The 17,650-nt window shown below is 64.6% G+C and carries 17 protein-coding genes; 4 read left to right on the forward strand and 13 right to left on the reverse strand.

The annotated features are described in order from the left end of the window. The 5 genes from EOA28_RS03170 to EOA28_RS03190 form a co-directional block, all read right to left on the reverse strand. A partial coding sequence (locus EOA28_RS03170; RefSeq protein WP_148670653.1) for a DnaJ domain-containing protein occupies nt 1-357 on the reverse strand: 357 nt, incomplete at its 3' end. A 221-nt stretch (nt 358-578) separates the two neighbouring features. After that, entirely contained in the window at nt 579-2,495 is a 1,917-nt protein-coding gene (gene dnaK / locus EOA28_RS03175; RefSeq protein WP_126080143.1) for a molecular chaperone DnaK, read from the reverse strand. A gap of 462 nt (nt 2,496-2,957) precedes the next feature. Beyond that, nucleotides 2,958-3,926 carry a substrate-binding domain-containing protein gene (locus EOA28_RS03180; RefSeq protein WP_127251059.1) on the reverse strand — a complete coding sequence of 323 codons (969 nt, stop codon included), beginning with the start codon at nt 3,924-3,926 and terminating at the stop codon, nt 2,958-2,960. Nucleotides 3,927-3,944: 18 nt separating this feature from the next. Beyond that, nucleotides 3,945-5,240: an ABC transporter permease gene (locus tag EOA28_RS03185; RefSeq protein WP_127251060.1), complete on the reverse strand. Its 1,296-nt coding sequence runs from the start codon at nt 5,238-5,240 to the stop codon at nt 3,945-3,947. After that, nucleotides 5,237-6,817: a sugar ABC transporter ATP-binding protein gene (locus EOA28_RS03190; protein WP_127251061.1), complete on the reverse strand. Its 1,581-nt coding sequence runs from the start codon at nt 6,815-6,817 to the stop codon at nt 5,237-5,239. The genes EOA28_RS03185 and EOA28_RS03190 overlap by 4 nt, the downstream gene beginning before the upstream one ends. Before the next feature lie 218 nt (nt 6,818-7,035). Between EOA28_RS03190 and EOA28_RS03195 the strand changes: the two genes are divergently transcribed. After that, nucleotides 7,036-8,055: a LacI family DNA-binding transcriptional regulator gene (locus tag EOA28_RS03195; RefSeq protein WP_127251062.1), complete on the forward strand. Its 1,020-nt coding sequence runs from the start codon at nt 7,036-7,038 to the stop codon at nt 8,053-8,055. Here EOA28_RS03195 and EOA28_RS03200 read toward each other — a convergent pair. The 5 genes from EOA28_RS03200 to EOA28_RS03220 all read right to left on the reverse strand — a co-directional run bounded on the left by EOA28_RS03200 (nt 8,045) and on the right by EOA28_RS03220 (nt 13,206). Next, entirely contained in the window at nt 8,045-8,845 is an 801-nt protein-coding gene (locus EOA28_RS03200; protein WP_127251063.1) for an inositol monophosphatase family protein, read from the reverse strand. The two genes, EOA28_RS03195 and EOA28_RS03200, sit on opposite strands and share 11 nt — an antisense overlap. Nucleotides 8,846-8,919: 74 nt before the next feature. Then, nucleotides 8,920-9,918 (reverse strand): LLM class flavin-dependent oxidoreductase, encoded by a 999-nt coding sequence (locus tag EOA28_RS03205; RefSeq protein WP_127251064.1) that lies wholly within the window; start codon nt 9,916-9,918, stop codon nt 8,920-8,922. A 3-nt stretch (nt 9,919-9,921) separates the two neighbouring features. After that, the gene (locus tag EOA28_RS03210; RefSeq protein ID WP_127251065.1) at nt 9,922-10,743 is read right to left on the reverse strand and encodes an arylamine N-acetyltransferase; all 822 of its coding nucleotides are present in this window, start codon (nt 10,741-10,743) and stop codon (nt 9,922-9,924) included. Nucleotides 10,744-10,831: 88 nt separating this feature from the next. After that, on the reverse strand, nt 10,832-12,001 hold the full coding sequence (locus EOA28_RS03215) for an AI-2E family transporter (protein WP_127251066.1): 1,170 nt from the start codon (nt 11,999-12,001) through the stop codon (nt 10,832-10,834). A gap of 125 nt (nt 12,002-12,126) precedes the next feature. Then, nucleotides 12,127-13,206 carry an LLM class flavin-dependent oxidoreductase gene (locus EOA28_RS03220; protein WP_128314563.1) on the reverse strand — a complete coding sequence of 360 codons (1,080 nt, stop codon included), beginning with the start codon at nt 13,204-13,206 and terminating at the stop codon, nt 12,127-12,129. A gap of 337 nt (nt 13,207-13,543) precedes the next feature. On the opposite strand from EOA28_RS03220, the gene EOA28_RS03225 reads away from it, so the two are divergent. Then, nucleotides 13,544-13,972: a DUF6481 family protein gene (locus EOA28_RS03225; protein ID WP_126080153.1), complete on the forward strand. Its 429-nt coding sequence runs from the start codon at nt 13,544-13,546 to the stop codon at nt 13,970-13,972. Between the two features lie 183 nt (nt 13,973-14,155). Here EOA28_RS03225 and sugE read toward each other — a convergent pair whose 3' ends face one another. Next, nucleotides 14,156-14,464, reverse strand: coding sequence for a quaternary ammonium compound efflux SMR transporter SugE (gene sugE, locus EOA28_RS03230; protein ID WP_128314564.1), 309 nt, complete (start codon nt 14,462-14,464; stop codon nt 14,156-14,158). Between the two features lie 193 nt (nt 14,465-14,657). Then, nucleotides 14,658-14,783, reverse strand: coding sequence for a hypothetical protein (locus EOA28_RS40845; RefSeq protein ID WP_095819016.1), 126 nt, complete (start codon nt 14,781-14,783; stop codon nt 14,658-14,660). A 212-nt stretch (nt 14,784-14,995) separates the two neighbouring features. Here EOA28_RS40845 and EOA28_RS03240 point away from each other — a divergent pair, with 212 nt between their 5' ends. Beyond that, a complete protein-coding gene (locus EOA28_RS03240; protein WP_127251069.1) occupies nt 14,996-15,955 on the forward strand; it encodes a cation diffusion facilitator family transporter in 960 nt (319 codons plus the stop codon). A 35-nt stretch (nt 15,956-15,990) separates the two neighbouring features. Next, complete coding sequence (locus EOA28_RS03245) at nt 15,991-16,395, forward strand: GFA family protein (protein WP_127251070.1); 405 nt, start codon at nt 15,991-15,993, stop codon at nt 16,393-16,395. Between the two features lies 1 nt (nt 16,396). Here EOA28_RS03245 and EOA28_RS03250 read toward each other — a convergent pair whose 3' ends face one another. Then, nucleotides 16,397-17,644 (reverse strand): DNA recombination protein RmuC, encoded by a 1,248-nt coding sequence (locus EOA28_RS03250; RefSeq protein WP_127251071.1) that lies wholly within the window; start codon nt 17,642-17,644, stop codon nt 16,397-16,399. Nucleotides 17,645-17,650 lie beyond the last annotated feature (6 nt).

Below are 17,650 nucleotides of genomic sequence, written 5' to 3' on the forward strand. Positions count from 1 at the left end.
GCGCAGGTCGGCGCCGCGTTCACGGCCGCCCGACGAGCGGCGCTGGCGGCCACCCATCATGTCGCCGAAAATATCCTCGAAGATGTCCGCGAAACCGCCGGCGCCGAAGCCGTGCGCGGCGCCGTTCATGCCGCCCTCGAAAGCGGCGTGGCCGAAGCGGTCATAGGCGGCGCGCTTCTGCGGGTCCTTCAGCGTCTCGTAGGCTTCGTTGATTTCCTTGAACTTGTGCTCGCAGGCATGGTCGCCGGGGTTGCGGTCGGGATGGAACTGCATGGCGAGCTTGCGAAAAGCGCTCTTGAGTTCCTTTTCGTCGGCGCCTTTTTGCACGCCCAGCGTTTCGTAGAAATCAGCTTTCATTTTTTCCCGCTGTCCGGATGCTCAATGTCTTCAAGCATTGTTGGCGACGTTTGCCGGCATGGCCTTGGATTTAGGAGCGATGTTTCCCGGATGCTAGTACCAAGCAGGCTAGCTCCGGTTTTTTCCGTCACTTTTTCAAGCAGGCCCGTACTTTTTCAACGAAGGTTGCAAAAAAGCCCGGCTTTGCGCCGGGCTTTTGCACTTAATCGCCGTCAGCCGGCTCAAGCCGACTTCTTCTTGTCGTCGTCTTCGTCGATTTCCTCGAAGTCGGCGTCGACCACGTCCGAATCCTTGGCGGCATCCGCCTTGGCGTCGGCTTCGGCCGCTTCCTTCTGCGAGGCCTCGTACATGGCCTGGCCGAGCTTCATCGACACTTCGGCGAGCGACTGCGACTTGGCCTCGATATCGGCCGGATCGTCGCCTTCGGCCGCGGTCTTCAGCGCGGCGATGGCATCGGAGATCGCGGTGCGATCAGCATCCGAGACCTTGTCGCCATAATCCTTCAGCGACTTCTCGGACGAATGCACCAGCGCCTCGGCCTGGTTGCGGGCCTCGACGAGAGCACGGCGCTTCTTGTCGGCGTCGGCATTGGCCTCGGCGTCCTTCACCATCTTCTCGATGTCGGCGTCGGACAGGCCGCCCGAAGCCTGGATGCGGATCTGGTGCTCCTTGCCGGTGCCCTTGTCCTTGGCCGAAACGTTGACGATGCCGTTGGCGTCGATGTCGAAGGTGACCTCGATCTGCGGCACGCCGCGCGGCGCCGGCGGGATGCCGACCAGGTCGAACTGGCCAAGCAGCTTGTTGTCCGCCGCCATTTCGCGCTCGCCCTGGAAGACGCGGATCGTCACCGCCGACTGAGAATCCTCGGCGGTCGAGAAGGTCTGGCTCTTCTTGGTCGGGATCGTCGTGTTGCGCTCGATCAGTCGGGTGAACACGCCACCCAGCGTCTCGATGCCCAGCGACAGCGGCGTCACATCGAGCAACAGCACGTCCTTGACGTCGCCCTGCAGCACGCCGGCCTGGATGGCGGCGCCGAGCGCAACGACCTCATCCGGATTGACGCCCTTGTGCGGCTCCTTGCCGAAGAACTGCTTCACGATCTCCTGGATCTTGGGCATGCGGGTCATGCCGCCGACCAGCACCACTTCGTCGATCTCGGCAGCCTTCAGGCCAGCATCCTTGAGCGCCGCCTTGCAGGGCTCGATCGTGCGCTGGACGAGGTCGTCGACCAGCTGCTCGAACTTCGCCCGGGTGAGCTTCATCGTCAGGTGCTTCGGGCCGGTGGCGTCGGCGGTGATGAAGGGAAGGTTGATCTCGGTCTGCGTCGTCGACGACAGCTCGATCTTGGCCTTCTCGGCCGCTTCCTTCAGACGCTGCAGCGCCAGCTTGTCGGCCTTGAGGTCGATGCCCTGTTCCTTCTTGAACTCGGCCGCCAGATATTCGACGAGCCGCATGTCGAAATCCTCGCCGCCGAGGAAGGTGTCGCCATTGGTCGACTTCACCTCGAACACGCCGTCGCCGATTTCGAGCACGGAAATATCGAAGGTGCCGCCGCCAAGGTCATAGACGGCGATGGTCTTTCCGTCCTTCTTCTCCAGGCCGTAGGCAAGGGCTGCGGCCGTCGGCTCGTTGATGATGCGCAGCACCTCAAGGCCGGCGATCCTGCCGGCGTCCTTGGTCGCCTGGCGCTGGGCGTCGTTGAAATAGGCCGGAACGGTGATGACCGCCTTCTCGACCTTCTCGCCGAGATAGGCTTCCGCCGTCTCCTTCATCTTCTGCAGGATCATGGCCGAGATCTGGCTGGGCGACTGCTTCTTGCCGCCGGCCTCGACCCAGGCGTCGCCATTGTCGCCCTTGACGATCTTGTAGGGGACAAGCTTCTTGTCCTTCTCCGTCACCGGGTCGTCATAGCGGCGGCCGATCAGGCGCTTGACCGCGAAGATGGTGTTTTCAGGATTGGTGACCGCCTGGCGCTTGGCCGGCTGGCCAACGAGGCGTTCGCCGTCATTCGAGATGGCGACGATGGAAGGCGTCGTGCGCGCGCCCTCAGCATTCTCGATCACCTTGGGGTCCTTGCCATCCATGATGGCGATGCAGGAATTGGTGGTGCCGAGATCGATACCGATAACTTTTGCCATTGTTCTAGTCTCTCCTCTAAGCAGGCTCTCAGGACCCTTCAAAAGGCGTTCCGACGAAAGCCCCTGTTCACAAGAAATCCCGTCATGGTCACCGGTTTTCGGGGGCCGGGACGGCTGGGGCGTATATAAGAACAGCCGATACGGGGCGCAAGCATTCTGCGCAAGCTGTTCATTGTCTCGGCAAGGCTTTGGCAGCGATCCGCCGCGCGTTGCGGCGCGCTCGGCGCGAGCCCGCGCTATCGTATTGTTCAGACTGGCTTTTTTGGACGTGACGCCGCTGGCGGTGCCTCGAGCCGTCATCCGGTGAGGGTAACGCTCGCCTCGGCGGGCGTGACTTTCGGTCGCGAAAGGCCGGAAAATCGGCGTCTCGGCGACGCTACGCGCATCCGGCGGCAAGGAATGGGGAGAGCCTCGCCCTCGGGCTAAACCCTGCCGGGCGCGTGGCCCGGCAGGGCTCCGGACTTAGAGCCCGTTGTCCTTGAGGATCTTGGCGGCGTTCTCCTTGGTGATCCTTTCCGTCGGCAGCGTGATGGTCTTCTCGACCTTCTCGCCGTTCAGGAACTTGATCGCCTGGCGCAGGCCCTCGGCGCCCGGCGTGACATAGGTGAAGGTCGCGGTCAGCTCGCCCTTGTTCACCATCTGCACGCCTTCGTTGGGCAGGCCGTCGATGCCGATGAACTTGATGTCCTTCTCGCGCCCGACATCCTTGGCCGCGAGATAGGCGCCATAGGCCATCGGATCGTTGTGGCCGTAGACGAGGTCGATCTTCTCGTTGGTCTTCAGCGCGTTGGCCATGATGTTGTAGGCCTGGTCCTGCTTCCAGTCGCCCGACTGCTGATCGAGCAGATACTTGATGCCCGGCTCCTTGTCGGTGAATTCATGGAAGCCGTCATGGCGGTCATGCGCCGGCTGCGTGCCCATGCCGCCCCAGATCTCGACGACGTTGCCGGCGGCCTTGCCCTTGCCGCCCAGAAGCTCGACGGCATATTCGCCGGCAGCCCGGCCGATCAGCTTGTTGTCGCCGCCGACGAACTGCGTGTAGTCCTTGGTGTCGACGTTGCGGTCGAGCACGAAGACCGGGATCTTGGCGTCGATCGCCTGTTGCACGACGCCGGTGAGGCCGGCCGATTCCTTCGGCGACACCAGCAGCGCGTCGACCTCCTGGCGGATCAGGTTCTCGACGTCGGCGACCTGCTTCTCGGTCTTGTCCTCGCCGTCGGTGATGATCAGCTCGACTTCCGGATGCTTGGCGGCCTCGGCGATGATGTCCTTGTTGAATTGGGCGCGCCAGGGTTCGATGGTCGTCACCTGCGAGAAGCCGATCTTCCACTTCTTGTCCTGGGCAAAGGCATGGCTGCCGGACAGAATTGCGGTGGTCGTCAGAAGTGCCGCCGCGAAAGTGGCGAGCTTCAGCATTTCACGTCGTTTCATGGTCCTGTTTCCTCCGGATTATAGAGACGGCGTCTCCTGTGACGGCCGCTTGGCCGCGGCCGTTTCCTTTTGCGCCGCCCGTCCGCCGGGCAGGCGCAGATAGCTTAAGATGTCGCCAGCGTTGCGCTCCTGAACGAGCACCGTGCCGATGATGATCGCCCCCTTCAGCACCAGCTGAAGGTTCGAATTGATGTTGTGCAGCTGCAGGATGTTGGACAGCAGTCCGAAGATCAGCACGCCGCAGAAGGTGCCGATCAGGCTGCCTCGCCCGCCCATCAGGCTGGTGCCGCCGATAACCACGGCGGCGATGGCGTCGAGCTCCAGCCCCGCGCCGGCATCCGGCTTGCCTTGCCGGTATTGCGCCACGTAGAGCACCGCCGCGATGCCGGCGAGCAAGCCGGACACCGCATAGGTGGCGATCTTGACGCGTCCCGCCGCGATGCCGGAAAGCCGCGCCGCCTCCTCATTGCCGCCGATGGCGTAGACATAGCGGCCAAAGGGCGTGAAGCGCAGCACCGCGCCGTAGATCACGACCGCGCCGAGGAAGAACAGGCCTGGCATCGGCACGACGCCGAACACCAGCGAGCGCAGGATCTCGAACTCTTCCGTGGCGTTGGAGCCGGTATAGACCGGCAGCACCGCATTGTTCTGGCCGGCGGTCAGCCTGGCGATGCCGAGCGCCGTCACCATCATCGCCAGCGTCACGATAAATGGCTGCAGCCGCCCGGCGACGATGATGAAGCCGTTGATGGTGCCGAACAGCAGGCCGACGCAAGGCGCCACCAACAGCACGCCCAGCACGCCGAACTTGGTCTCGACCTGGGGCAAGAGATACCACAGCGAAAGCGCGCACAGCACCACGCCGACGACGCCCGGGATGACCAGCCCGCGCGTCGTGTCCAGCCGCGCGTCGCGCCCGGCGTCCCCGCCGGCGCGCGATTTCTCGATGTTGAGCAGGATGAAGCGGGTGGCGAGCGCGCCGAGGCTGAGAGCCACCAGCGCGGTCGTCGGCACGCCAAGCGCCGCCGACGGCGTGATGCCCGGCACGGTGAGCAGCATGGCGCAGACGACCGAGCAGATTGCCATCAGCGAGCCGACGGAAAGATCGATGCCGCCGGTCAGGATCACCGCCGTCATCCCGGTGGCGATGAGGCCGGTGGTCGACACCTGGCGCAGCACGTCGAGCAGATTGCCGTAGGACAGGAAGATGTTGTTGCCCTTGGAGCTGATAGGCGAGCCGAAGACGCCGATCAGGAAGATGGCGATCAGCCCCCAGTAAAGCTTGGTGCGGGAGACAAGGCTGATGAGGTTCATGCGGCAGGTCTCGCGGTCCTTCTAGGGGCGGCAAGCCGCATGATCGCCTCCTCGCTGGCCTCAGCGCGGGGCAGGATGCCGCGCTGGCGGCCCTCCGCCATGACCAGGATGCGGTCGGCCAGATGCAGGAGCTCGGGGAGTTCCGAGCTGATCACGGCGATCGCCAGACCGTCGCCGGCGAGCTTGAAGACGAGGTCGTAGATCTCGCGCTTGGCGCCGACATCGATGCCGCGCGTCGGCTCGTCGAGCAGGAGCACGCGCGGCCGCGTCGCCAGCCACTTGCCGATCACCACCTTCTGCTGGTTGCCGCCCGACAGCGTGCCGGCGGCCTGCTCGATGCTTTCGCAGCGTATGCCGAGCGCGCTCACCGCCTCGCGCGCAAGGCCTTGCTCGCCCGAGCGCGAGCGCAGGCCGAAGCGGGCCAGCGCGCCGACCAGCGGCAGCGCGACATTGTCGGTGATCGAGGCCGTGAGATGCAGGCCTTGCGTCTTGCGGTCCTCGGTGACCAAAGCGATGCCCAGCCGGCGCGCCTCGCGCGGCGAGCCGATCTCGACCGGCGCGCCGCCGAGCTTGATCTCGCCGCCGGTACGGCCGCCGCCGGAGCCGAAGATCGCTTCCAGGATTTCGGTGCGGCCGGAACCCAGCAGCCCGCCTATGCCGAGGATTTCGCCCGCCGAAAGATCGAAGCTCACGCCCTCGATCACGCTGCGCCAGCCATGCCGGTCGGGCTTCGACAGCGACAAGTCCCTGACCGCGAGCACAGCGTTGCCGCCCGGACCGCGCTGATGATCGGAGGACGCCATAAGATCGCGGCCGACCATGGCCGAGATGATGGCGTCTTCGTTCAGCGCCGCCATATCGTTGGTCAGCACGTGACGCCCGTCGCGCAGCACCGTCACCCGGCTTGCCAGATGCACGACCTCGTCGATGCGGTGCGAGATGTAGACGATGGCGACGCCGCTTGCCGCGAGCTGACGGATGATGCGGAACAGTCGCTCGCACTCGGCCGGTGACAGCGCCGAGGTGGGTTCGTCCATGATCAGGATGCGCGCCGATTTCGACAGCGCCTTGGCGATCTCCACCAGCTGCTGCTCGCCGACCCTGAGCCGGCCGACGCGCGCTTCCGGATCGAGCTCGATGCCGAGACGCTGCAACAGCGCTTTTGCCGCGCGGCTGCTCGCCTTGCGGTCCACCACCAGCCCGGCGATCAGCTTCTCGCGGCCGAGGAAGATGTTGTCGGCGACGCTGAGCTCGGGGACGAGGTTGAGCTCCTGATGGATGATAGCGATGCCGGCGTCCTCGGCGTCGCGCACACCGGAGAAACGGACCGCCTGGCCGTCGATGGCGACAGTGCCTTCGTAGTCGGTATAGACGCCCGAGAGTATCTTCATCAGCGTCGACTTGCCGGCGCCGTTCTCGCCCATCAGCGCATGCACCTCGCCCGGCCTGAGGTCCAGGCTGACATCGGACAGCGCGGTGATGCCGCCGAACCGCTTGGAAATGCCGGTCGCGCTCAGGACGACGGTCGGACCGTCGGCCGTCACGTCCTCCGTCGTGATGGGGCCAGGGCGCTGCATGACAAAGGACGGCCTCCCTCCGTCGTCTTCGGCGACTTGAACGCTAATCGAAACGTTTCGAACGTGTCAAGCGCCTATCTGTTCTCTGAGGATTGATGCATTTCAATTCTTGCGAAAAGCGCCGGGTTTACGTAGGTTTAGCCAGATAAGGGCGGCTAAACGTTTCGAAAATGACGGCGTCAGAGCAGAAAAAACAGCGGAAATCCACGGCGCCGACCATGCTGCATGTGGCTGAGGCGGCGCGTGTGTCCGTGGCCACCGTGTCGGCATTGCTCAACGGTACCGCCACCGTCAGTCCCGAGCTTACGCAACGCATCGAGCAGGCGATCCGCGACATCGGCTACAAGCGCAATGCCATCGCCCGCAGCCTTAAGATGGGCACCACGCGCACCATCGGCCTCACCGTGCCGCACATCACCAACCCGTTCTTCACCGATGTCGTCTCGGTCATCCAGCAGGCCTTCGACCGCGCCGGCTATGCCGTCATGCTGTGCTGCACCGACGAGGATCTGAACACGCAGGACGAGCAGATCCGCCTGCTGCTCGATCGCATGGTCGACGGGCTGATCGTGGCGCGTGTCGGCGACGGCGGCCTTCTGAAGGGCATCGTCGAGGACACCAATGTGCCGGTGGTGCTGCTCGACCGCCTCTGCGAAGGCGTCGACACCGACGCGGTGGTGCTGGACAACCAGCGCGCCGTGTACGACGCCGTCACCTATCTCATCCATCTTGGCCATCGGCGCATCGGCTACATCACCGGCACGTCCGACATATCCCCCATGCATGACCGCATGATCGGCTATCGCGAGGCGCTGCAGGCGGCCGGCCTGCCGGTGGCGGAGGAACTCATACGCTCCGGCAATTTCCACGAGATCGACGGCTACAACGCCACCATGCAGCTCTTGTCGCTGCACGACCGGCCAAGCGCGATCTTCTCGGCCAACAACCCGATGGTGATCGGCACGATGAAAGCGATCCGCGACATCGGCCTCTCTTGCCCCGAGGACATTTCGGTCGCCTGCTTCGACGACTTTCCCTGGTCGGACGTGTTCGTGCCGCAGCTGACCACCGTGGCGCAGCCGGTGCAGGCGATCGGCGAGCAGGCGGCGAACCTCCTGCTCGACCGGCTGGCCGGCAACCGCGACGCGCCGCCGCGCAAGCTGGTGCTGAAGGGCCGGCTGATGATCCGCAATTCCTGCCGGCCGCTGGGCGCGATCGCGCAGAGCGTCAGCGCGTAGCTTCGAGGGCCTCTGCGCACAGCGCCTGCAATCTCGGGAAGATGCGGCTGCCGCCGGCGATCACCCGCGTGCCCTGGTCGAGCACCGTCTTCGGATCGGCTCTGAGCACCGTTCCGCCGGCCTCTTCGACCAGCAGCATGCCGGCGAGGCAGTCCCAGGCGTTCATGTGCTCCTCGACATAGCCGAGCAGCCGGCCGGACGCCGCATAGGCGAGCATCAGCGCTCCGGAAGCATTGCGGTAGAAGACGCCGCCCTCCGCCATGATCAGGCTGATGAGAGTGACGACATTCTTGGTCGAGGCGCGGTTGGACAGCCCGGTGCCGACGGCGCCCTCGGAAAGCGACGCGGCATTGCTGGTCTTGATCGGCTTGCCGTTGAGCAAGGCGCCGCCGCCCAGGCGGCCGTAGAACGTCTCGTCGGTCGAAGGCTCATGGATGACGCCGACCACCGTCTCGCCGTCCCTGGCGCAGGCGATCACCACGCACCAGGCGGGAATGCCGCGCACGAAATTGGCGGTGCCGTCGATCGGGTCGATCACCCAGACATGGCCGGTTGTTCCGGTCACCGCAGCATGCTCCTCGCCGATGATGCCGTCTTGCGGATAGGCCTCGGCGATCGCCGCGCGGATGAACAGCTCGACCTCGCGGTCGGCTTCCGAAACTAGGTCCTGATGCCCCTTGCTCTCGACGGCCAGGTTGTCGAGGTCTCGGAAATATTTCAGCCCCAGCTCGCCGGCGCGGCGCGCCAGGTCGATGGCAAAATGCATGCGGTCGTCGAGATCTTTGGTCACGGGGAACTCTTGGCTGAGAGGGACATCTGCGCGCCCTTAACAGACCAATATGTCAGGCGAAAGTGACTGCGCGATCACGCCGCCTTCGACATCGATTTGTGCACGTGGGCGAGAATCTCGTAGGAGCGCACGCGCGCCGCGTGATCGAAGATCTGCGCCGTCACCATCAATTCGTCGGCGCCGGTGCGGCGGACGAAGGCATCGATGCCCTGGCGCACCGTCTCCGGCGAACCGACGACGGCGCAGGACAGCGCCTGGGCAAGCATGGTTTTCGCCATCGGGTCGAGATCGCGGTCGTAATTCTCGACTGGCGGCGGCAATTGCCCCGGACGGCCGCTGCGCAAATTGACGAAGGCCTGCTGCAGCGAGCTGAACAACAGCTTCGCCTCAGCGTCCGTCGGCGCGGCGGAGACATTGAGGCCGAGCATGACATAAGGCTTGTCGAGCTGCGCCGACGGCTGGAACCGCGTGCGATAAACCTCCAGCGCATGGTCGAGCTCGGCCGGCGCGAAATGCGAGGCGAAAGCGTAGGGCAGGCCGAGAAGCGCTGCGAGCTGCGCGCCATAGAGGCTGGAGCCGAGTATCCAGACCGGCACGGTCTGGCCTTCGCCCGGCACGGCACGGATGCGCTGGCCTTCCTCGGCCGGCTGGAAATAGCCCATCAGCTCGACCACGTCCTGCGGGAAATTGTCGGCAGACTCCAGGTTGCGGCGCAGCGCCCGCGCGGTCAGCATGTCGGTGCCCGGCGCGCGGCCGAGTCCGAGGTCGATGCGGCCGGGAAAAAGTGCCGCCAGCGTGCCGAACTGCTCGGCGATCACCAGCGGCGCATGGTTGGGCAGCATGATGCCGCCGGCGCCGACGCGGATCGACTTGGTGCCGCCGGCGACATGCGCGATCACGACGGATGTCGCGGCGCTCGCGATGCCCGGCATGTTGTGGTGCTCGGCCAGCCAGTAGCGCTTGTAGCCCAGGCGCTCGGCATGGCGGGCGAGGTCGAGCGAATTGGCGAGCGACTGCGAAGCGGTGCTGCCTTGGGTGATCGGCGACAGGTCGAGAACCGAAAGGGCGGTCATTGGTCAGGTCTCCACGATGCGTTTTTCCCTGAGCCTTGCCTCGAAGGCGGCGCGGTTGGGAATGACGATGGCGAGCTGGTCCTCCAGCACGTCGGCGAGCTCGGCGGCCGTCGCGACCTCGCGCTGCTCGCTGCGGCCGCCGGCACGATGCGTCGAAAGGCGGTTGTTGCGCAGCGCGTAGCGCCGGTCGGGCAAAGCGAGTGCTGCGACCAGCGTCGACAGGAAATGCGAGCTCGGATGCGTCGACAGGAAATGGCTGGCGACCCGGTAGTCGACCTCATAGGCCTGGCCGAGGTCGAAGCGGTAGAGCGTGCGCCAATCATCGCCGATTTCGGCCTGCAGGCGGAATTGTCCGCCGGTCTCGACGAGGCGGAAGGTTTCGTGCGGCGTCTGCTGCTCCAGCCCGGCTTCCAAAAGCAGCGGCGCCGTCAGCATCAGGCCGCCGAAGCCGACATCGCCGGTATAAGTGCGGCCGCCAAGCTCGATGCGCAGCAGCATGTGGCTGCGCGCGGTGACCGCGTCATCCGGCTGGCCCCACAGCACGCGGGCGGCAAGCCCGCTGACGGTGAAGCCCAGCGCGCCAAGCGCGTGCATGAAGATCAGATTGTGCTCGAAGCAATAGCCGCCGCGGCCCTGGCGAAAAATCTTGTCCTGCAGTGAAGCGACGTCGAGGCCGACGGAAACGCCCATCAAGGCATCGATGTTCTCGAAGGGGATCGCCCGCGGGTGCGCGGCGTGCAGCGCCTGCAGCGTGGCGAGTGAAGCGTCGGCCGGTCCGCCGTAACCGATGCGGGCGAAATAGCCATCGAGATCGAAGTCGCTCATTCAGGGGCGGGTCCGGCTTGACCGGTCCGATATAGGCACTGGTCACCGGTGTCGCAAACAATGGCCGGGATTTGGGATTGGGCCAGCCTCAGGCTGCTTGATTGTGGTTGTTATCGGCCGGCTCTTCATCGACGACAGCCGTCTGCTGCGCCGCCAGGAAATTGCCGAACGGGCTCAGGCTTTCGAAGTGGTCGCAGAACACCTTGATGACGACCAGCAGCGGCACCGCCATCAGCGCGCCGACGAAGCCCCACAGCCAGGACCAGAAGGCGATGGCGATGAAGATCGCTACGGCGTTGATCTCGAGGCGCCGCCCGACCACCATCGGCGTCACGAACTGCCCTTCGACGACGTCGCACAGCACCACGAAGGCCGGCGCCAAGAGCGCGTAAGCGATCGTGTCGAAACTGATCAGCGCAATGACGGCGACGATCAGGACGGTCATCAGCGCGCCGACATAGGGCAGGAAATTGAGCAACGCCGCCATCGCCCCCCAGACCAGCGGGTTGGGCATGCCGAGCCCCCAGAGACCCAGCCCGATCACCGTGCCGAGACTGACATTGATGATGGAGACCGTGAGCAGATAGTGCGAGATCTCGCGCTCGACGTCATAGACGACGCGCAGTGCCCGCTTCTTCTGCGTCATGCTGGCGAAGGATTGGACGATCTTCTCGTAGAACAGCGTGCCGGAGGCGAGCAGGAACAGCGACAGCACGAAGACGATGGTGATCGCGGTGCCTGCTTCCAGGATATTGCCGGCCGCCGTGGACAGGATGCCGGAAGGCGCCACCGCGACCCGCTGCAGGCCGGGCTCCTGCGAGGTCTCGGTCAGCGCTTCCAGTTGATGCGCGAGGTCCGTCATTCGTTCGAGCGGCCGCCTGAACGGCGCCAGCCGCTCGGTCAGCTGCTGGCCGATCGAATAGGAGTTGTTGATGAGGTCGATAACCGGGCCGCTGAGCAGATAGCCGGCGGCGGTGAAAATGAAGATCGACAGCAGCACCAACAGCGTCGCCGACACCACTTCCGGGATCCCGTGCTTTCTCAGAAAGCGCACAATCGGCGTCAGCGTCAGCGCCAGCAGGAAGGCAAGCATCACCGGCATGAAGAAGGCGCGGGCGAAGTATAGCGCCGCCGCGGCCATCAGAATGAAGATGCCGATCACCAGCGACCGCATCAGGCGTATGTCCGCCCTGGCATCGGCACGCGGGTCAGGGCTTTCGGCAGCGCTTGCGCCCGAAGCGATCTGTTCGGCTTTCATCGGTTCCCTTGCAAGCCGCCAGCCGATAATGCATGGCGGGCCTGTGCGCGAAACGCGGGAGTTCCGGGCAAGGTTCCAAGAGTCGGCTTTCCGCATTCGGGGGCCAGTTTAGAGCGGATCGCTCGTCAGGCAGCCGGCGCTGGCGCGGTCTTGGCCGTCTCCTTGCGCACGATCGGCGCCACCTTGGTGCCGTAGAGCTCGATCGCCTTCATGATCTTGGCATGCGGCATGGTGCCGATCGCCATCTGCAGCAGGAAGCGGTCATTGTTGAAGATCCTGTGCTGGGCGACGATCTTTTCAGCCACCTGCTCGGGGTTGCCGACGAAGAGCGCCCCATTGGGACCCCGCGCCTGGTCGAAATGCGCCTGCGAGGTCGGGCCCCAGCCGCGCTCGCGTCCGATGCGGTTCATCACCTCGGCCTGCGGTCCGTAGAAGTCGTCGGCCGCCTGTTCGGTCGTCACGGCGATGAAGCTGTGCACGTTGATGCTGGTCGCAAGCGTTGCCGGATCGGTGTTGGCGCGGCGCGCCGCCTCGCGATAGATATCGAACAGCGGCGCGAAACGCGCCGGCTCGCCCCCGATGATGGCCAAAGCCAGCGGCAGGCCGAGCACGCCGGCGCGGGCGGCCGATTGCGGTGTGCCGCCGATGGCGATCCAGATCGGCAGCTTCTCCTGGTAAGGACGCGGGTAGACGCCGCGGCCGTTGATCGGCGCGCGCAGCTTGCCCTGCCACGTCACCTTCACCTGGTCGCGGATGGCGAGCAACAGATCGAGCTTCTCAGCGAAAAGCTCGTCATAGTCTTCCAAATTGTAGCCGAACAGCGGGAAGGATTCGATGAAGGAGCCGCGCCCCGCCATGATCTCGGCGCGGCCGTTGGACAGAAGGTCGAGCGTGGCGAATTGCTGGAAGACGCGCACCGGATCGTCGGAGGAAAGCGCGGTGACCGCGCTGGTGAGCCGGATCTTCTTCGTGCGCTCGGCCGCCGCGGCAAGCGCCACGACCGGCGCGGAGGCGGCAAGCGCCACGACCGGCGCGGAGGCGGCATAGTCGGGGCGGTGATGCTCGCCGAGCCCGAACACGTCGAGGCCGACCTGGTCGGCCAGCTCGATTTCCTCGATGAGATTGCGCAGCCGCTCATGCGGACCGATGGCGCCGGGACCCGGCTCCGGGCTGACATCGGCAAAAGTGTAGAGACCGAGTTCCATCTGGTTGCGTCCTGAACCTGTTCATGTGGGTTTTTTGCCTGTTGGCGCTCTAAAGCATGTCTCCCGAAAGTGGGAATCGGTTTCGGGATAAAGACATGCGTAAAATCAAAACCTAAAGCGCATGGAGCGAATCTGAAAGATCGCAACGCGCTTTAGGTAACCGTATGCCTTGCCGCCCGCCAGAGGCGCGATCGGTGAACAGTGCATCGCGCATCGCCAAGCCGTATCCCTGCGGCAACAAGCCCGGTTTTTTCATGGCTGGCATACCGTTTTGACGCTTGAACTCGCCGCTTTCACGCGTATGTAAGCGTCGCGAATAGACTGCAGGGAAGTACACTTGGCTATCTACAGGGAAAAAGACATTTTCGAGCGGCGCAATGCCGCGAACGAGGCAAAGAAGGCGCTGCTCGCGCGCTTCAAGGCAAAGCCGGCGGCGGATGATCCCGCTGTGCTGGCGCGCCAGGCAGAACGCAAGGCGATCCTCGAGGCCCGCGCCATCCGCGAAGCGGAGAAGGCAAGGCTGAAGCAGGAAAAGCTGGCGCGCGAAGCGGCCGAGAAGGCTGAACGCGAAGCTGCCGCCGAAGCGGCGCGGATCGCCGCCGAAGAGGCTGCTGCCGCCGAGGCCAAAATCCGCGAGGCGGAGGAAGCCGAGCGCATCGCGTTCGAGCTTGCCGACGAGGCCGCGCGCAAGGCCAAGCGTGACGCACGCTACGCCGCCCGCAAGGCGCGCGTCGGCAGGACGCCTCCGGGCTTCTCCGCCCGCTAGAGCAATTCCAGGAAAAGTGCGTAGCGGTTTTCCGTCCGGAATTGTGCAAGAACCAAAAAGCTTGGAGTGGGTCGGCGATTCTGTGAATCGCTGACTCGCTCTAAGTCCGGGTTCGATGGAAAAATTGGTCAGGGTCGCCGAAAGCGGCCCTGAATGCATTTGTGCTGTCAGCTCTAATTTAGGCTACCAGCTCAGCCCGACGATGCCGCAGACGATGAGGCCGATGCAAGCCAGGCGGACGACGGTCGCGGGCTCGCTGAGCAGCCAGATGCCGAGCAGCGCCGTGCCGACGGTGCCGATGCCGGTCCATACGGCATAGGCCGTGCCGACGGGCAGCGTCTTCAGCGCCAGGCCGAGCAGGCCGAGGCTGACGATCATCGAGGCGATGGTGAGAAGGGTCGGCAGCGGTCTGGAGAAGCCGTCGGTGTATTTGAGGCCGATCGCCCAGCCGATCTCGAACAGGCCGGCGAAGAAAAGAAAGATCCAGGACATCGAAAACGCTCCGTCATTCCAGCATCGCCCGAGATGCTTGGTGGCGGGTCGTCCCGGCCGGTTTTTCGGGAAGCGAGGTCGTCCTCGCTCCTTGAATATAGGATGGTTGTTTTCCGATCAACAAAACACCGGCAGCATTGTCATGCCGCCGGTTCAGATTCCGCAGGGAGCCGGATCGACCGATTCGGGCCGCTTACTTTTCCTTGATGCGCATCGCCTTGACCGGCGGCGCCTTCGGAGCCGGGGCCGCGGCGGGCTTCTTGGCGTCCTTCTTCGGCTTGCGGGCTTCCTTGCCCGCCTTCATCGCACCTTTAGCCATGATTCGCTCCTCCGATTGTGGGCAATCCGAGTGAAACAAGAGAAATGACGGACTGCAAGAGGCAGTGCGGCTTTGCTGAGCCGGCCGGCCGGCTGTCAACCGATTTTGCGGTCGCGACGCCAGTTCGAAACCTCGCAAAGGCTGGCGCATTGTCTGTAGAGCTTTGCTGGGCGGGCCGCTAAGCTCGCGCGCAGGGGCAAGCCGGGGATCGGATGGCAGGACATAGTGGATCGAGACGGGTGATATACGCCGCGCTCGCCGGCAATCTGGCGATCGCGGTCACCAAATTCGCGGCGGCAGCCTTCACCGGTTCGTCCGCCATGCTGTCGGAAGGGGTGCATTCGCTGGTCGACACCGGCAATGGCACGCTGCTCCTCTACGGCATGCATCGCGCCGCGCGGCCGCCGGACCAGACGCATCCGCTCGGCCACGGACGCGAGCTCTATTTCTGGAGCTTCATCATCGCGCTCTTGGTGTTCGCGCTTGGCGCCGGCATTTCCTTCTATGAGGGCGTCATCCACATCATGGCGCCCGAACCGGTCGTCAACGCCAAGGTCAATTATATCGTGCTCGGCCTTTCGTTCTTGTTCGAGGGCAGCTCATGGTTGGTGGCGCTGAAGGAGTTCCGCCGACAGAAGGGCAGGCAGGGTTGGCTGCAAGCCGTACAGTCGAGCAAGGATCCGAGTGTCTACACGGTTCTGTTCGAGGACAGCGCCGCGCTACTCGGCCTCATTGTCGCCTTCGCCGGCATCCTGGCCGCCGAGCTTCTCGAAATCCCCGAACTGGACGGCGTCGGCTCGATCGGCATTTCAATCATCCTGGGGGCGACAGCGGCTTTTCTGGCGCGCGAAAGCAAGGGACTGTTGATTGGCGAGCCCGCTTCTCCCGAAGCGCAGCGCCAGGTGCTGGCGATCGCCCAGGAGGATCCGGCCGTCCAGCGGGCGAACGGCATATTGAGCGTCCATGTCGGTCCGGAGGAAATCGTTGCTGGCTTGAGCATCGAATTCGAGGATCATCTCACCGCGCCCGACATCGAAGCCTGCGTCGAGCGCCTGGAGGCGAGACTGAAGAAAGAGATGCCGCAAATCTCCAGGCTCTTCGTCAAGCCACAGGCGACTGGCACATGGGAGCGGCGACGCAAGGCCATGGCCGAGGCCTCGGAGGAGAGCTAGGTTGAGCGCAGCGAAGTTTGTGAGGAGCATAGTCTATGAAGATCGACGGCGGATGCCATTGCGGTGCGATCGCCTATGAGGCGGAGGTCGACCCGGAAAAGACCTCGATCTGCCACTGCACCGACTGCCAGCAACTGACCGGCACGGCATTCCGCGTCACCGTTCCGGCACCGGAAAGCGACTACAAGATCATCAAGGGCGCGCCGAAGATCTACATCAAGGTCGTGGCAAGCGGCGCTAGGCGCGCCCAGGCCTTTTGCGCCGACTGCGGCTCGCATCTTTATGCAACGTCTGTCGGCGACGGTCCGAAGGTCTATGGCATCAGGGTCGGGACCGCCAGCCAGCGTCAGGACCTGGTTCCCAGACAACAGAAATGGCACAGGTCGGCGTTGCACTGGCTGCCGGAATTCGAAGGCATGACGACTCTCGAAGAGCAGTAGGCTATTCGGCGTCCTCGACGACCCTGAGCCTCAACTGGCCCGTCTTGGTGTCCGCCACACGCGCGCCGCCTTCGGCCTTCGCCGGGCGCGGCGCCTCGGTCTCGCCCTCGGCGAATTCCAGCGCCTCGATCTTCTGGCCGCGCTTGGTGACCTTCGACGTCGAGACCAGAATGTCGTCGATGTCCTTGGCCGCTTGGCCGAAATGCGTCTGCAGCCGGCGCACCCGCTCGTCGACCCTGGCCACATCCTCCATCAGCCGGATGACCTCGCCCTGGATCAGATGCGCCTGCTCGCGCATGCGGGCGTCCTTGAGGATCGCTTGGATAACCTGGATCGACAGCATCAATAGCGACGGCGAGACGATGACGACGCGGGCGCGGTGCGCCTTCTGCACCACCGCCTCGAAATTCTCGTGGATTTCCGCGAACACCGATTCCGAAGGCACGAACATGAAGGCGGTGTCCTGCGTCTCGCCCTGGATTAGGTATTTTTCCGCGATATCGCGGATATGAACCTCGATGTCGCGCCGAAAGGCCTGCGCCGCCACCTTCTGCATGTCGGCGCCCTCGGCGGCGCGGATGGAGTTCCACGCTTCCAGCGGGAACTTGGCGTCGATGGCCAGCATCGGCGCGCCGTTGGGCATTCGCACCAGGCAGTCTGGCCGGCTGCCATTGCTGAGGCTGGCCTGGAACTCATAGGCGCCGTGCGGCAGCCCGTCGGCGACGATCGCTTCCATCCGCGATTGGCCGAAGGCGCCGCGCGTCTGCTTGTTGGAGAGGATCGCCTGCAGCTGCACGACCTGCCCGGCAAGCGACTGGATATTGCCCTGCGCGGTGTCGATCACCGCCAGCCGCTCCTGCAGCTTGGCCAGGCTTTCATGCGTCGACTTGGTCTGCTCGGCCATGGTCTGGCCGATGCGGCCGGTCATGGCGTCGAGCCGCTGCCCGAGCGATTGCGTAAGCTCCGCCTGCCTGGCGCCGAAGACGTCGGCGATCGCGCCCATGCGCCCCTGCATCTCGGCCTGCGCCTGCATGATGTCGGCCATCCGCGCCTCGGTGTCACGGGCATGGTCGGCCGCTTCCGCCGCGGCGACCGCGCGCGCCTTGGCGGCGCGCCACAGGGCGATGACGAGCGCGGCGAACAGCACGACGAATACGACAGCGACGATACCAAGCGCCTGGCCGAGCGTGACCGTGGTGGCGCCGAGCCGCGCGACCGGCTGCGAAAGGATGGAGGTCATGTCGTTCATGTGCGC

Origin of the sequence: Mesorhizobium sp. M2A.F.Ca.ET.067.02.1.1, from assembly GCF_004023285.1 — a bacterium.
Taxonomy (GTDB): Bacteria; Pseudomonadota; Alphaproteobacteria; order Rhizobiales; family Rhizobiaceae; genus Mesorhizobium.

What these genes read in the sequence shown, in the direction of transcription:
- EOA28_RS03180 (WP_127251059.1), bottom strand. Translation starts at nt 3,926, where the DNA reads ATGAAACGACGTGAAATGCTGAAGCTCGCCACTTTCGCGGCGGCACTT.
- dnaK (WP_126080143.1), bottom strand. Translation starts at nt 2,495, where the DNA reads ATGGCAAAAGTTATCGGTATCGATCTCGGCACCACCAATTCCTGCATC.
- EOA28_RS03210 (WP_127251065.1), bottom strand. Translation starts at nt 10,743, where the DNA reads ATGAGCGACTTCGATCTCGATGGCTATTTCGCCCGCATCGGTTACGGC.
- EOA28_RS03220 (WP_128314563.1), bottom strand. Translation starts at nt 13,206, where the DNA reads ATGGAACTCGGTCTCTACACTTTTGCCGATGTCAGCCCGGAGCCGGGT.
- EOA28_RS40845 (WP_095819016.1), bottom strand. Translation starts at nt 14,783, where the DNA reads ATGGCTAAAGGTGCGATGAAGGCGGGCAAGGAAGCCCGCAAGCCGAAG.
- sugE (WP_128314564.1), bottom strand. Translation starts at nt 14,464, where the DNA reads ATGTCCTGGATCTTTCTTTTCTTCGCCGGCCTGTTCGAGATCGGCTGG.
- EOA28_RS03215 (WP_127251066.1), bottom strand. Translation starts at nt 12,001, where the DNA reads ATGAAAGCCGAACAGATCGCTTCGGGCGCAAGCGCTGCCGAAAGCCCT.
- EOA28_RS03250 (WP_127251071.1), bottom strand. Translation starts at nt 17,644, where the DNA reads ATGAACGACATGACCTCCATCCTTTCGCAGCCGGTCGCGCGGCTCGGC.
- EOA28_RS03190 (WP_127251061.1), bottom strand. Translation starts at nt 6,817, where the DNA reads ATGCAGCGCCCTGGCCCCATCACGACGGAGGACGTGACGGCCGACGGT.
- EOA28_RS03240 (WP_127251069.1), top strand. Translation starts at nt 14,996, where the DNA reads ATGGCAGGACATAGTGGATCGAGACGGGTGATATACGCCGCGCTCGCC.
- EOA28_RS03195 (WP_127251062.1), top strand. Translation starts at nt 7,036, where the DNA reads ATGCTGCATGTGGCTGAGGCGGCGCGTGTGTCCGTGGCCACCGTGTCG.
- EOA28_RS03245 (WP_127251070.1), top strand. Translation starts at nt 15,991, where the DNA reads ATGAAGATCGACGGCGGATGCCATTGCGGTGCGATCGCCTATGAGGCG.
- EOA28_RS03185 (WP_127251060.1), bottom strand. Translation starts at nt 5,240, where the DNA reads ATGAACCTCATCAGCCTTGTCTCCCGCACCAAGCTTTACTGGGGGCTG.
- EOA28_RS03205 (WP_127251064.1), bottom strand. Translation starts at nt 9,918, where the DNA reads ATGACCGCCCTTTCGGTTCTCGACCTGTCGCCGATCACCCAAGGCAGC.